Below are 14559 nucleotides of genomic sequence, written 5' to 3' on the forward strand. Positions count from 1 at the left end.
ACCGAGAGAAGACTGAAGCCAGATGGCTACCACTTCACTTGACCTGGCCAAGGTCCGCAACATCGGGATCATGGCCCACATCGACGCGGGCAAGACGACGACCACCGAGCGGATCCTGTACTACACCGGCATGAGCTACAAGATCGGTGAGGTTCACGACGGCGCCGCCACCACCGACTGGATGGCGCAGGAGCAGGAACGCGGCATCACCATCACCTCGGCGGCGGTCACCTGTCACTGGACCGTCGACGAGGTCGACAACACGATCAACATCATCGACACCCCGGGCCACGTCGACTTCACGGTCGAGGTGGAGCGCTCGCTGCGCGTCCTCGACGGTGCCGTCACGGTGTTCGACGGGGTCGCCGGTGTCGAGCCGCAGTCCGAGACCGTGTGGCGCCAGGCGGACCGCTACGGCGTGCCGCGCATCTGCTTCGTGAACAAGCTGGACCGCACGGGGGCCGACTTCTTCCGTTGCGTGGACATGATCGTGGACCGGCTGAACGCCGTTCCGCTGGTCATGCAGCTGCCGATCGGCGCCGAGGCCGGCTTCAAGGGCGTCGTGGACCTCGTCCGCATGAAGGCCCTGGTGTGGTCGGAGGAGACCAAGCTCGGCGAGATGTACGACGTCGTCGACATCCCCGAGGACCTTCGGGCCCAGGCCGAGGAGTGGCACGGCAAGCTGGTCGAGGCGGTCGCCGAGAACGACGAGGAGATGATGGAGCTGTACCTGGAGGGCGAGGAGCCCACCCAGGAGCAGCTGTACACGGCGATCCGCCGCGTCACCCTCGCCTCCACCGGCACGGGCGACACCACCATCACCCCGGTGTTCTGCGGCACCGCGTTCAAGAACAAGGGCGTGCAGCCCCTGCTCGACGCGGTGGTGCGGTACCTGCCCTCCCCGCTGGACGTCGAGGCCATCGAGGGGCACTCGCCGCGGAACCCCGAGGAGGTCGTGGCGCGCAAGCCCTCCGAGGAGGAGCCGCTCGCCGCGCTCGCCTTCAAGATCGCGAGCGACCCGCACCTGGGCAAGCTCACCTTCATCCGGGTCTACTCCGGCGTGCTCCACGCGGGCGCGCAGGTGCAGAACTCGGTGAAGGACAAGAAGGAGCGCATCGGCAAGATCTACCGGATGCACGCCAACAAGCGTGAGGAGATCGACCGCGTCGGCGCCGGCGACATCGTGGCCGTCATGGGGCTGAAGCAGACCACGACGGGCGAGACGCTCTCCGACCCGGCCAACCAGGTGATCCTGGAGTCGATGGACTTCCCGGCCCCGGTGATCGAGGTCGCCATCGAGCCCAAGTCGAAGGGCGACCAGGAGAAGCTGGGCATCGCGATCCAGCGCCTGGCCGAGGAGGACCCGTCCTTCCAGGTCAAGGCGGACCAGGAGACCGGTCAGACGATCATCTCCGGCATGGGCGAGCTTCACCTCGACATCCTGGTCGACCGGATGAAGCGCGAGTTCAAGGTCGAGGCCAACGTCGGCAAGCCGCAGGTCGCCTACCGGGAGACCGTGCGCCGGGCCGTCGAGCGGGTCGACTACACCCACAAGAAGCAGACCGGTGGCTCCGGGCAGTTCGCCAAGGTGCAGATCGCCCTTGAGCCGCTGGAAGGCGACGGGTACGAGTTCGAGAACAAGGTCACCGGTGGCCGCATCCCCCGGGAGTACATCCCCTCGGTGGACGCGGGCTGCCAGGAGGCGATGGAGTTCGGCGTGCTCGCCGGCTACCCGCTGACCGGCGTGAAGGTGACCCTGCTCGACGGCGCGTTCCACGACGTCGACTCCTCCGAGATGGCGTTCAAGATCGCCGGTTCCATGGCGTTCAAGGAGGCCGCGCGGAAGGCCAGCCCGGTCCTGCTGGAGCCCCTGATGGCCGTCGAGGTCACCACGCCCGAGGACTACATGGGCGACGTCATCGGCGACCTGAACTCCCGCCGCGGCCAGATCCAGGCCATGGAGGACCGGAGCGGTGCCAAGGTCGTCAAGGCGCTGGTCCCGCTCTCGGAGATGTTCGGGTACGTGGGCGACCTGCGCTCGAAGACCTCGGGTCGCGCGAGCTACAGCATGCAGTTCGATTCCTACGGCGAGGTTCCGCGGAACGTCGCGGAGGAGATCATCGCGAAGGCCAAGGGCGAATAGCCCCAGGCCCCAGCATCCGGGCTCCGGGGGCATTCGAGCCCCCGGACGCCCAGCCCTTCAGCGAAGCGGTCAAGGGCGTCCCCCTCGGGGTCCTGGCCGGTTCGGTCGACCATCTGAAAACCTCCCGCAAGGCGCGGGAGGCGTACAGCACCAGTCCACAGGAGGACCCCAGTGGCGAAGGCGAAGTTCGAGCGGACTAAGCCGCACGTCAACATTGGCACCATCGGTCACATCGACCACGGCAAGACGACGCTTACCGCGGCGATCACCAAGGTGCTGCACGACGCGTACCCGGACGTGAACGAGAGCTTCGCGTTCGAGAACATTGACAAGGCTCCCGAGGAGCGTCAGCGCGGTATCACCATCTCCATCGCGCACGTCGAGTACCAGACGGAGAACCGTCACTACGCTCACGTTGACTGCCCGGGCCACGCGGACTACATCAAGAACATGATCACCGGTGCCGCCCAGATGGACGGCGCGATCCTGGTGGTCGCCGCGACCGACGGCCCGATGCCGCAGACCAAGGAGCACGTGCTCCTGGCCCGCCAGGTCGGCGTGCCGTACATCGTCGTCGCCCTGAACAAGGCCGACATGGTGGACGACGAGGAGATCATGGAGCTCGTCGAGCTCGAGGTCCGTGAGCTCCTCACCGAGTACGAGTTCCCCGGCGACGACGTGCCGGTCGTGAAGGTCTCGGCGCTGAAGGCGCTCGAGGGCGACCCGGAGTGGTCCAAGACCGTGCTCGAGCTGATGGCGGCCGTCGACGACGCGATCCCGCAGCCGGAGCGCGACGTGGACAAGCCGTTCCTGATGCCGATCGAGGACGTCTTCACGATCACCGGCCGCGGCACCGTGGTGACCGGCCGCATCGAGCGCGGTGTCCTCAAGGTCAACGAGACCGTCGACATCATCGGCATCCGGCCGGAGAAGTCCTCGACCACCGTCACCGGCATCGAGATGTTCCGCAAGCTGCTCGACGAGGGCCGCGCGGGCGAGAACGTCGGTCTGCTGCTGCGCGGCATCAAGCGCGAGGACGTGGAGCGCGGCCAGGTCGTCATCAAGCCGGGCTCGGTCACCCCGCACACGGAGTTCGAGGCCCAGGCGTACATCCTGTCCAAGGACGAGGGCGGCCGCCACACCCCGTTCTTCAACAACTACCGTCCGCAGTTCTACTTCCGTACCACGGACGTGACCGGCGTGGTGCACCTCCCCGAGGGCACCGAGATGGTCATGCCGGGCGACAACACCGAGATGCGCGTGGAGCTCATCCAGCCCGTCGCCATGGAAGAGGGCCTGAAGTTCGCCATCCGCGAGGGTGGCCGGACCGTGGGCGCCGGCCAGGTCACCAAGATCATCAAGTGACCCCGGCCTGCTGACGGCCTCACCCCAGGGCCCCGTTCCCCGCCGCGTGCGGGGGGCGGGGCCCTCGGCGTGTGCGGCCGCCGTCCGTTCGGCGGCTGTTCGCCGGTCCGCTCGGCGCTGATCCCGACCGTTCGTCGAAGGCACCCTTCGGTGGCCTGCCGGCGGGGGAGGGCGGTTCCTATCGTTCGTCACGGTTCTCCCCGCGCTGCCCGGCAGCGCGCAGCCCCCTGGTGGACAGGAGCCGCCCATGACGACGTCCCCTACATCCGAGGGGAGCGAGCCGCCGCTCGCGGTGACCGAGGCCCGCGCGGTGGCGATGCACGACGATCCGCGCTTCCGTGAACTCCGGGCCCGCCTGGTGCGGTTCGTCCTCCCGGCGAGCGTGGTCTTCCTCGCCTGGTACCTGCTGTACGTGCTGCTGTCGGCCTACGCGGACGGGCTGATGTCCACGAAGGTGGTCGGCAACGCCAACGTCGCCCTGTTCTTCGGGCTGCTGCAGTTCGTGACCACCTTCGGGATCGCGATCCTCTACTCGCGCTACGCCAACCGCAGCCTCGACCCGCTCGCCGACGAACTGCGCGCGGAGCTGGAGGGCTCCGGGGAAGAGCCGGCCGCACGGAGGGGAGAGGACGCATGACGACGCTTGCCGCCGAGACCACCTCGCAGGAGCGGCTGATCACGATGATCCTGTTCACGGCGCTGATCGCCGTGACCATCGGGATCACCGTGTGGGCGGGCCGCCGCACCAGGTCGGCCACGGACTTCCACTCCGGCGGGCGCGGCTTCACCGGCCTCCAGAACGGCTTCGCCATCGGCGGCGACTACATGTCGGCCGCCTCCTTCCTCGGCATCGCGGGCACCATCGCGCTCTTCGGCTACGACGGCTTCCTCTACTCGATCGGCTTCCTGGTGGCCTGGCTGGTGGCCCTGCTGCTGGTCGCGGAACTGCTGCGGAACTCGGGCCGGTTCACCATGGCCGACGTGGTCTCCTACCGGATGCGGCAGCGGCCGGTGCGGACCGCGGCCTCGGTGTCGACGCTGACCGTCTCGATCTTCTACCTGCTGGCGCAGATGGTCGGCGCCGGGGCGCTGGTGGCGCTGCTGCTCGGCATCGAGGACGGCGACACCTACCTGGGGATGAGCGCCGACACCGCCAAGATCGTCGGCATCGTCGTGGTCGGCATCCTGATGGTCGTCTACGTGTCCTTCGGCGGGATGACCGGCACCACCTGGGTGCAGATCGTCAAGGCGGTCCTGCTGATGGGCGGGGCGCTGCTGGTCACCCTGCTGGTGCTGTCGATCTACGACTTCGACTTCGGCGCCCTGATGAACGACGCCTCCTCCGCCAGCGGGGTGGGGGACGCCTTCCTCGAACCCGGGCAGAGATACGGGGTCGAGGTGGCGGGCGACGCCTGGCAGACGATGATCAACAAGCTCGACCTGATCAGCCTCGGCCTCGCCCTGGTCCTGGGCACCGCGGGCCTGCCGCACATCCTGATCCGCTTCTACACGGTCCCCGACTCGAAGACCGCGCGGAAGTCGGTGAACTGGGCGATCGGCCTCATCGGCACCTTCTACCTGCTGACCCTCGTCCTCGGCTTCGGCGCCGCCGCGCTGGTGGGGCGGGAGGCCATCGTGGGGCAGAACGCGGCGGGCAACACGGCCGCGCCCCAGCTCGCCGAGGCGGTGGGCGACCACTTCGGCGGCGACTTCTGGGGGGCGGTGCTGCTCGCCTTCATCGCCGCGGTGGCGTTCGCCACCATCCTGTCCACGGTGGCGGGCCTGACCATCGCCTCGTCCTCCTCGCTGGCCCACGACTTCTACAACAACGTGCTGCGCCGCGGGAAGGCGAGCGAGCGGGACGAGGTGCGGGTGGCGCGGTTCGCGGCCATCGGCGTGGGCGTCATCTCGATCGTCCTCGCGGTGTTCGCGCAGAACCTCAACGTCGCCTTCCTGGTCGCCCTGGCCTTCGCGATCGCGGCCTCGGCGAACCTGCCCACGGTGCTGCTCAGCCTCTTCTGGCGGCGCTTCAACACCACGGGCGCGGTGGCCGGGATCTACGGTGGGCTGATCAGCTCGGTCGGCCTGGTGTTCTTCTCGCCGGTCGTCTCGGGCAAGGGAGTGGACGCCAAGGGGAACAACCTCTCGCTCTTCCCCGAAAGCGTCGACTTCCACTGGTTCCCGCTGGAGAACCCGGGCCTGGTCTCGATCCCCGTCGGCCTCCTGTGCGCGATCCTCGGCACCCTGCTCTCGCGCGAGGAGGACCCCGACCGGTTCGCCAGGCTCCAGGTCCGCGCCCTCACCGGGGCGGGGGCCGAGCGGGCCACCACCCACTGATCGGCAGCCACCTCCCACAGGACCGGGCTCCCTCCCCCGGTTCCCGGCCCGGGCCCTCGGGATTCCCCGCTCGAGGGCCCGGGCGCGTGGGCGGGCGGGCGCGTGGGCGCGGCCGGCGTGCCCTGGGCGGGCGTTGAACGAGGCGGGCGTTGAACGGCGTGGGCTCGAACAGGATGGGCCCGAACCGGGTGGGGACGGCGGGTTGCGCGCAGGCCCTGCCCGAAGGTGTGAACGCGGTGAAAGCGGGGGCAAGTTAGCCCCGGCCCCGTTCACACTGGGCGCATGAAGGATTACCCGAAGAACCCGCCCAGGCACCTGACCTTCCGGGTGGCCAGGCGGGACGACCCCGTGTCCGAGGTCACCGAGCAGGACGCGCTCAGGTCCGCCGAGCGCTATCCCCACGTCGTCCTGCGGGGGCCCGTCTTCGGTTTCGCCGAGCAGCGTCCCGCGGACCACCCCGGCTGGCGGCTGCTCAGCGAGGTGGCCGACGGCTTCCCCCAGCAGGCGCGCGACGGGCTGAACTCCCACCTGTGGCACCGGGCGAAGAACGAGACGGCCCCGGGCGAGGAGCTGCGCGCCCGGCTGCTCGATGCGGTGGCCAGGCTGGAGCGTGAGCCGCTCGACGAGCTGCGGGTGGCCGGCACCCGCTACCGCGTGGTGCGCGCCGACGAGTTCGCCCGGGTGGGGCCCGAGGGCATCGAGGGGCCGCGGCCCACCGACCCGGACGCGCCCAGGCGGGACATCGGGGACCGCACCGCCGGCCCGGCCGCCGACCGCACCCGGGGCTTCTTCGTGGACCACGCCACCCCGACCGGGATCATGGAGAGCATCCAGCGGATGGAGCTGCTGTCGCTGCGCTACCGGGCGGCCAGGATTCCCAGCGAGGTCAGGTTCGACTCCGAGCGCGCGCTCGCCACCCACCCCGGGGTCGTCCTGCTGCCCGCGATGTTCACCTTCGCCGAACGCAAGAGCGCATCCTGGGAGCCGAAGGCCGCCCTTCAGCCCACCCCGCGGGACGCCCGCGCGACGCTCTACGACTACCTGGCGGAGTTCCTGCCGAAGCTGGAGCAGGAGGTGTCGGCGCGGGACGCCCGCGGCTACGCCCTGGCGGCCGAGGAGTTCCGCACCGGGCCGCCGCGCGACGAGGTGACCGTGCTCGGCAGGCGCTTCCAGGTGATTCGCGTGGAGCGCCTGATGCGCATCGGCCCGGACGGGCCCGAGCCGCCCCGCCCCTCGGACCGGGACCCCTACGGCCCCTCCCGCATCCATCCCCCGCTGGCCGAGGTGGAGGAGCGGGAGAGCGGTGGGCGGCCCTGAGCCGCCGCCGGGGGCGGCCGGGACCGGCCGGGAGGGCGCAGGACCGGCCGGGGGGAGGGGCCGGGGGGCGGCCGGGGCGGCCGGTTCGGTCCGGGGGCTACAGGCGCGCGCGCCGCTCGGCTAGGTTCGGGCCATGCTGGACCGGATGCGGGCGCGGCGCGGCGGCGAGAGCGCCGACGTCCGGCTGACCGCGCGCGTCCTCGCCGCGATCCAGGACCTCGACGCCGACCTGCGGGACGGGCTGGCCGGCCGGGGCGCCCAGTCCGCGGCCCGGCGGCTGCGGCGGCTGCTGGCGGCCGAGGCGGTGGTCCTGGCCGATCTGGACGGGCGGCAGGTCGCCGCGGCGGGGCCGCCGCCCGAGCCGGCCGAACTCCGCGCCGTGCTCGACCAGACCTACGAGTACGGCAGCCCGGCCCACCGCCCGCCCTGGTCCGCCGAGCCGCTCGTCGTGGCGGGGGAGCTGAGCGGGGCGCTGGTGGTCCGCGGGGCCGAGGGGGAACTCGCCCCGCTGGCCGCGCTGGTGGCCCGTTCCCTCGACCACGCGGCGCTGCGCCGGGCCCGCAGCCGCATCGCCCAGGCCGACCTGCGGACCCTGCGGGCGCAGATCTCGCCGCACTTCCTGCACAACGCGCTGGCCGTCATCGGCGCCCGCATCCGCACCGACCCGGACCGGGCCCGTACCCTCCTCAACGACTTCGCCGACTACCTGCGCTACAGCTTCTCCGCGCAGGGCGACTACGCCACGGTCGCCGACGAGTTGCAGGCCGTCCAGACCTATCTGGAGCTCCAGCGGGCCCGCTTCGACGACCGGATGGAGCTCACCGTGCGGATGGCGCCCGAGGTGCTGCCGGTGGCCATCCCGTTCCTCGTCGTGCAGCCGCTGGTGGAGAACGCCGTCAGGCACGGGCTCGAGCCGAAGCCGGGCCCCGGCGCGATCAGCGTCTCCGGCTTCGCCGAGGGGCCGTTGTGCGTCATCGAGATCGAGGACGACGGGGTGGGCATGGACCCCGGCTTCGCCCGTTCCGTGCTCGCCGGGAAGGGCCCGCCGGCGAAGCGGGTCGGGCTGGCCAACGTGGACCAGCGGCTGCGCGCCGTCTACGGGCCCGAGTACGGCCTGGTGATCGAGACGGCGCCGGGCAGCGGAACCAAGGTCCAGGTCAGGGTCCCCAGGTTCATGCGAGGGGTGAGGGCGAATTGAGCGACGCGCCGTACCGGGAGCCGCACCGGGAGCGGTATCGGGATGCCCACCGCGAGGGGCCGCGGGAGCCGGGCCGCGAGCCGCACCCGCAGGCCGCGCGGCTGCGGGTGCTCGTGGTCGAGGACGAGGCGGTGACCCGCCAGGAGCTGGCCGCGATGCTGGCGGCCATGCCCGAGGTGGGCGCGGTCCGCGAGGCGGAGGGCGGCGAGGCGGCCGTCAGGCTGCTGGGCACGGAGACCTTCGACGCCGTCTTCCTGGACATCTCGATGCCGGGGCTCGACGGGATGGCGGTGGCCAGGGTGCTGCCGATGCTCTCCGCCCCGCCCGCCATCGTCTTCGTCACCGCCTCGGAACACCACGCGGTGGAGGCCTTCGGGATCGGCGCCGTGGACTACCTGCTCAAGCCGCTGCGGGCCGAGCGTCTCGCCGAGGCGGTCGGCCGCGTGGCCGCCCCGCGCCGCCCGCCCCGCGAGCGGCACCCGGCCGGCGGGGAGGCGGAGGAGCTGTCGGTGGTCCAGATCGACACCGGCAGGCACACCGTCTTCGTCCGCCGCGACGACGTGCAGTTCGCCGCGGCCCACGGCGACTACGTGCGGCTGCACACCGCGCAGGACACCCACCTCATCCGGCTGCCGCTCGGCTACCTGGAGGAGGTCTGGGGCCCGGCCGGCTTCGTCCGCGCCCACCGCGGCTACCTGGTCGCCGTCCACTGGGTGCGCGACCTGCGCCTCACCAGCTCCTCCGGGCTGCTGGCCCACACCCCGGCCGGGGACGTGCCGGTGAGCAGGCGGCACGCCCGCGCGCTGCGCGAACGGCTGCTCGCCGCCGTGCGGGACGAGGCCCGATGAGGACGGCCGGGGCGGCGGCGCCGACCGGAACGACGGGGCCCACGGCAGCGGCGCGAGCGGCGGCAGCGGCGCGAGCGGGGAAGCGGGGCGGGCGGCGGTGACCGCGCAGCGGCGGGTGCGGGTCACCAGCCCGCAGACGAGGATCGCGCTGGCCCGCGGCCACCGCTCCCTCCGGGGGCTGCGGGAGCCGCAGGACCGGCCGGGACCCGGTCAGGAGGCGGAGGAGCTGGCCGCGACCGAGGCGGCCCGGGCGCTGTTCGTCCGCCAGCGCCGCCTCGCCGCCCGCACCCTCGCCCTGCTCGGCCTGCTGCTGACCGGGCTCAGCGGGCTGCTCGGCGCGCTGCCCGCCCTCGGCAGGCTCACCCTCGGCGGCGTCCCCGCCTCCTGGCTGCTGCTGATGGCGGCCAGTTACCCGCTGCTGCTCCTCATCGCGCTGCTGCACGTCAGGCGGGCCGAGGAGCTCGAACGGGACGCGGGGAGCTAGCCGATGGCCGGCCTCCTCGCGATCGGGCTGCTGCTGGCGGCCAGCATGGTCATCGGCGTCCGCGGCGTGCGCGCCACCCGCTCCACGACCCCCGACTTCCTGGTCGCCTCCCGGCGGATAGCGCCGGGACTCAACGCCATGGCGATCGCGGGGGAGTACGTCTCGGCGGCCTCGGTCCTCGGGCTGGCCGGGCTGATGCTGAAGTACGGCATCGGCAGCCTGTGGTACGCGGTCGGCTTCACCGCGGGGTACGTCGCGGTGGCCGCGCTGGTGGCCGGGCCGATGCGCCGCTCCGGCGCGTACACCGTCCCCGACTTCGCCGACTACCGCCTGGGCTCGGCGCTGATCCGCCGGCTGTGCGCGGTGATCGTGCTGGTCATCATGTGGCTGTACCTGGTGCCGCAGTTCAAGGGCGCCGGGGTGGTGCTGCACCTGGTCAGCGGGGCCCCCTACTGGGTGGGGGTGGTGCTGGCCGGCCTGGTGGTCAGCGTGTCCATCGCGGCGGGCGGGATGCGCTCGGCCACCTACGTCCAGGGCTTCCACTACCTGGTGAAGCTGCTCTTCATCGCCGTGCCCGCGGTGTTCCTCGTGGTGCACGCGGGAGCGGACGCCCGCGCGTCCGCGCTGCGGATGGACCTCACCGACTGGGGCCGCCCGCTGCTCGACGTGGAGGACTCGGGGCAGCCGCTGCTCGCCACCTGGTCGCTGCTGCTCGCCACCACCCTGGGCGCGGTCGGGCTGCCGCACGTCATCATGCGCTTCCACACCAGCGCCACCGCGCGGACCGCGCGCCGGGTCGCGGTCGGCGTCATCGTGCTGCTCGGCCTCTTCTACCTCTTCCCCGCGGTCTACGGGCTGCTCGGCCGGGTCTTCACGCCCTGGCTCGTCGAGGGCGGCGACACCGACACGGTGACCGTGGCGCTGCCGGGCGCCATCGTGTCCGGCACCTGGGGCTCGGTGCTCACCGCGATCGTGGCGGCCGGGGCCTTCGCCGCGTTCCTCTCCACCTCGTCCGGGCTGCTGATGGCGCTGGCCGGCGGGCTCTCGCACGACCTGTTCCGGGCCGGGGTGCCCAGGCTGCGGATGGCGGTGGCGGGCGGGGCGCTGGTGGCGGTGCTGCTCTCGCTGCCCGCGCAGCAGGTCGACATCAACGTCGCGGTGGGCTGGGCCTTCGCGGTCGCGGCCTCCACCTTCTGCCCGCTGCTCGTCCTCGGCATCTGGTGGCGCGGGCTGACCGCCGCGGGGGCCGCCGCGGGACTCGTGGTGGGCGTGTGCGCGGCCACCGGCGCGGCCCTGGCCTCGGTGCTGACGGAGCCGGAGGCGGGCTGGCTGGTGGTGCTGCTCGCCCAGCCGGCCGCGTGGACGGTGCCGCTCGCCTTCCTCGTGATGATCTGCGTCTCGCTGCCGGGCCGGCCGCCGCAGTGGGCGGAGAGCGCGGTGCTGCGGCTGCACGTGCCGGGCTGACGTGGGCACGACGAGCGGCGGGCCGGGGCGGAAGGGACGCAAGGGGCGGGCGGGGGCGGCGCAACGCCGGAAAACGCCGAGGGATACGTGCGCATATGCCCCGGGAGGCGGGGGGCGAGGGGGCCGGACGGCCGATTGGCGAGCGGAGTGGGCGCTATGGCACACTAGCCAGGTTGCAAGGCTGAGCGCCGATGCCGCGCGCCTCCCGCCGGGAGGACCGGAAGCGAGTCTCACTGTATTCGTCGCCCCATATATGCCCTGCTGAGCAGGGTAGGAGCGGAAATACCGAGATCTTCCGGGAAGCGTGTGCGGGGCATCAGCCGGGCACCCGGTGGAAGTTCTCCCCCCACTCCTCGCAGTGGAAACCTCCCCGGCCCCCGCGGCTGGGAGGTGCCCCCTGGGGTGACGTCTGGGAACGAGTGCGACACACCCGACCGCGTGGGTCGGAGCGTGCGGGGAAGGCGCGCCGGGTTCCTTCAGCGCGCTACGAAGAGACAGGACTACGAAGTAGCCATGGCGGGACAGAAGATCCGCATCCGGCTCAAGGCCTACGACCACGAGGTCATCGACAACTCGGCGAAGAAGATCGTCGAGACGGTGACCCGCACGGGTGCGTCGGTCGCGGGCCCGGTGCCGCTGCCCACAGAGAAGAACGTGTACTGCGTCATCAAGTCGCCGCACAAGTACAAGGACTCGCGCGAGCACTTCGAGATGCGCACCCACAAGCGGCTGATCGACATTCTCGACCCCACCCCCAAGACCGTTGACTCGCTGATGCGCCTCGACCTGCCGGCCGGCGTGGACATCGAGATCAAGCTCTGAGAGGCGCGGAAGAGAGATGACCAAGCAGATCAAGGGTGTCCTGGGCGAGAAGCTCGGCATGACCCAGGTCTGGGACGACAACAACCGCGTCGTTCCGGTGACCGTGGTCAAGGCCGGCCCCTGTGTCGTGACCCAGGTGCGCACCGCGGACCGGGACGGCTACGAGGCCGTCCAGATCGCCTTCGGCGAGATCGACCCGCGCAAGGTGAACAAGCCCCTCAAGGGCCACTTCAGCAAGGCCGACGTCACCCCGCGCCGCCACCTGGTGGAGCTGCGGACCGCGGACGCCGCCGAGTACACCCTCGGCCAGGAGATCACCGCCGAGGTGTTCGAGTCCGGGGTCAAGGTCGACGTGACCGGCACCACCAAGGGCAAGGGCACCGCCGGTGTCATGAAGCGGCACGGTTTCGGCGGCCTCGGCGCCTCGCACGGCACCCAGCGCAAGCACCGCTCGCCCGGTTCCATCGGCGGCTGCGCCACCCCGGGCCGCGTGTTCAAGGGCCTGCGCATGGCCGGCCGCATGGGCAACGAGCGAGTGACCACCCAGAACCTGACCGTCCACGCCGTTGACGCGGAGAAGGGCCTGCTGCTCATCAAGGGCGCGGTCCCCGGCCCGAACGGTGGCCTCGTCCTGGTCCGCACCGCGGCCAAGGGGGCCTGAGGTTAAATCATGAGTACCCCAAAGAGCATCGCCATCCTTACGCCCGCCGGCGAGGAGTCCGGCAGCGTCGAGCTGCCGCCGGAGATCTTCGACGCCAAGATCAGCGTTCCGCTGATGCACCAGGTCGTCGTCGCCCAGCTGGCCGCCGCGCGCCAGGGCACGCACAAGGCCAAGAACCGCGGCGAGGTCCGCGGTGGCGGCAAGAAGCCCTACCGCCAGAAGGGCACGGGCCGCGCCCGCCAGGGCTCCACCCGCGCCCCGCAGTTCACCGGCGGTGGCGTGGTGCACGGCCCGGTGCCGCGTGACTACACCCAGCGGACCCCGAAGAAGATGAAGGCCGCCGCGCTGCGCGGCGCCCTCACCGACCGGGCGCACCACGACCGCATCCACGTCGTCACCGGCGTCGTGGACGGGGAGGTCTCGACCAAGGCCGCCAGGGGCCTCTTCGGCAAGATCACCGACCGGAAGAAGCTGCTGCTGGTCGCCGAGCGCTCCGACGAGGCCGCGTGGCTGTCCGCGCGCAACCTGCCCCGGGTGCACATCCTCGACCCCGGCCAGCTGAACACGTACGACGTGCTCGAGTCCGACGACGTCGTCTTCACCAAGGCCGCCTTCGAGCGCTTCGTGGCGGGTCCGATCGGCGCCGTGGCCGGGAAGACGGCCGCGGCCGACAAGACGCCCGAAGGGAGCGACGCCTGATGAGCGACGCCACCGCCGCGGCCGAGTTCTCCAGCAAGGAGTACTCGGACCCGCACGACATCCTGCTCAAGCCCGTCGTGTCGGAGAAGAGCTACGCGCTCCTCGACGAGAACAAGTACACGTTCATCGTCGACCCGCGCGCCAACAAGACCCAGATCAAGCAGGCCGTCCAGGCGGTCTTCTCGGTCAAGGTCATCGGGGTCAACACCATCAACCGGCAGGGCAAGCGCAAGCGGACCCGCACCGGATACGGCAGGCGGGCCAGCACCAAGCGCGCCATCGTGACCCTTGCCGAGGGCGACACCATCGACATCTTCGGCGGCCCGGTCGTCTCCTGATCGGAGATCCGGTCCGTCCGATACCGGACGAGGACTAAGAAATGGGAATCCGCAAGTACAAGCCGACGACTCCGGGCCGTCGTGGCGCCAGCGTCGCCGACTTCGTCGAGATCACGCGGTCCACGCCGGAGAAGTCGCTGGTCCGCCCGCTGCACAGCAAGGGCGGCCGGGACAACGCCGGTCGCGTCGCCGTGCGCCACCAGGGCGGTGGCCACAAGCGCGCCTACCGCGTCATCGACTTCCGCCGGCACGACAAGGACGGCGTGCCCGCCAAGGTCGCGCACATCGAGTACGACCCGAACCGCACCGCGCGGATCGCACTGCTGCACTACGCCGACGGCGAGAAGCGCTACATCATCGCCCCGGCCAACCTGCGGCAGGGCGACCGGGTGGAGAACGGCGCGGGTGCCGACATCAAGCCGGGCAACAACCTGCCGCTGCGCAACATTCCGGTCGGTACCGTCATCCACGCCATCGAGCTCCAGCCGGGCGGCGGCGCGAAGTTCGCGCGTTCGGCCGGCGCCTCGGTGCAGCTCCTCGCGAAGGAGGGCCGCATGGCCCACCTGCGCATGCCCTCGGGCGAGATCCGCCTGGTCGACGTCCGCTGCCGCGCCACCGTCGGCGAGGTCGGCAACGCCGAGCAGTCGAACATCAACTGGGGCAAGGCCGGGCGCATGCGCTGGAAGGGCGTGCGCCCGAGCGTCCGCGGCGTCGTGATGAACCCCGTCGACCACCCGCACGGCGGTGGCGAGGGCCGGACCTCGGGTGGCCGCCACCCGGTCTCGCCCTGGGGCAAGAAGGAAGGCCGTACGCGTTCGCCCAAGAAGGCGAGCAACAAGTACATCGTCCGCCGCCGCAAGACGAACAAGAAGCGCTAGGAGCA

Annotated in this window: 14 protein-coding genes; all 14 read left to right on the plus strand. The window is 71.4% G+C overall.

The annotated features are described in order from the left end of the window. The first annotated feature begins 22 nt into the window (after positions 1-22). The 14 genes from fusA (at position 23) to rplB (ending at position 14554) form a co-directional block, all read left to right on the plus strand. Positions 23-2143 (plus strand): elongation factor G, encoded by a 2121-nt coding sequence (fusA, locus tag D7294_RS00560; protein WP_120674250.1) that lies wholly within the window; start codon positions 23-25, stop codon positions 2141-2143. Between the two features lie 171 nt (positions 2144-2314). Beyond that, positions 2315-3508 (plus strand): elongation factor Tu, encoded by a 1194-nt coding sequence (gene tuf / locus D7294_RS00565; RefSeq protein ID WP_120674252.1) that lies wholly within the window; start codon positions 2315-2317, stop codon positions 3506-3508. Between the two features lie 247 nt (positions 3509-3755). Beyond that, positions 3756-4145: a DUF485 domain-containing protein gene (locus tag D7294_RS00570; RefSeq protein ID WP_120674254.1), complete on the plus strand. Its 390-nt coding sequence runs from the start codon at positions 3756-3758 to the stop codon at positions 4143-4145. Beyond that, complete coding sequence (locus tag D7294_RS00575; protein WP_120674256.1) at positions 4142-5845, plus strand: solute symporter family protein; 1704 nt, start codon at positions 4142-4144, stop codon at positions 5843-5845. The genes D7294_RS00570 and D7294_RS00575 overlap by 4 nt, the downstream gene beginning before the upstream one ends. A gap of 282 nt (positions 5846-6127) precedes the next feature. Continuing rightward, on the plus strand, positions 6128-7162 hold the full coding sequence (locus D7294_RS00580; protein WP_120674258.1) for a DUF5954 family protein: 1035 nt from the start codon (positions 6128-6130) through the stop codon (positions 7160-7162). A 133-nt stretch (positions 7163-7295) separates the two neighbouring features. Beyond that, a complete protein-coding gene (locus D7294_RS00585) occupies positions 7296-8360 on the plus strand; it encodes a sensor histidine kinase (RefSeq protein ID WP_241562003.1) in 1065 nt (354 codons plus the stop codon). Beyond that, the gene (locus D7294_RS00590; protein WP_241562004.1) at positions 8357-9208 is read left to right on the plus strand and encodes a LytR/AlgR family response regulator transcription factor; all 852 of its coding nucleotides are present in this window, start codon (positions 8357-8359) and stop codon (positions 9206-9208) included. The genes D7294_RS00585 and D7294_RS00590 overlap by 4 nt, the downstream gene beginning before the upstream one ends. Positions 9209-9305: 97 nt before the next feature. Continuing rightward, entirely contained in the window at positions 9306-9692 is a 387-nt protein-coding gene (locus D7294_RS00595) for a hypothetical protein (protein WP_194117716.1), read from the plus strand. A 3-nt stretch (positions 9693-9695) separates the two neighbouring features. After that, positions 9696-11156 (plus strand): sodium/solute symporter, encoded by a 1461-nt coding sequence (locus D7294_RS00600; protein WP_120674260.1) that lies wholly within the window; start codon positions 9696-9698, stop codon positions 11154-11156. A gap of 513 nt (positions 11157-11669) precedes the next feature. Next, positions 11670-11978: a 30S ribosomal protein S10 gene (gene rpsJ / locus D7294_RS00605; protein WP_016473429.1), complete on the plus strand. Its 309-nt coding sequence runs from the start codon at positions 11670-11672 to the stop codon at positions 11976-11978. A 16-nt stretch (positions 11979-11994) separates the two neighbouring features. After that, complete coding sequence (gene rplC, locus D7294_RS00610; protein WP_120674263.1) at positions 11995-12639, plus strand: 50S ribosomal protein L3; 645 nt, start codon at positions 11995-11997, stop codon at positions 12637-12639. 9 nt (positions 12640-12648) lie between these two features. Continuing rightward, a complete protein-coding gene (rplD, locus tag D7294_RS00615) occupies positions 12649-13338 on the plus strand; it encodes a 50S ribosomal protein L4 (protein ID WP_120674265.1) in 690 nt (229 codons plus the stop codon). Beyond that, a complete protein-coding gene (gene rplW / locus D7294_RS00620) occupies positions 13338-13676 on the plus strand; it encodes a 50S ribosomal protein L23 (RefSeq protein ID WP_120674267.1) in 339 nt (112 codons plus the stop codon). Before rplD ends, rplW begins: the two co-directional genes overlap by 1 nt. Positions 13677-13717: 41 nt before the next feature. Continuing rightward, positions 13718-14554, plus strand: a complete 837-nt coding sequence (gene rplB / locus D7294_RS00625; protein WP_120674269.1) for a 50S ribosomal protein L2 — start codon at positions 13718-13720, stop codon at positions 14552-14554. The last annotated feature ends 5 nt before the right edge of the window (positions 14555-14559 follow it).

Source organism: Streptomyces hoynatensis (assembly GCF_003626535.1).
GTDB classification, from domain to species: Bacteria; Actinomycetota; Actinomycetes; order Streptomycetales; family Streptomycetaceae; genus Streptomyces; species Streptomyces hoynatensis.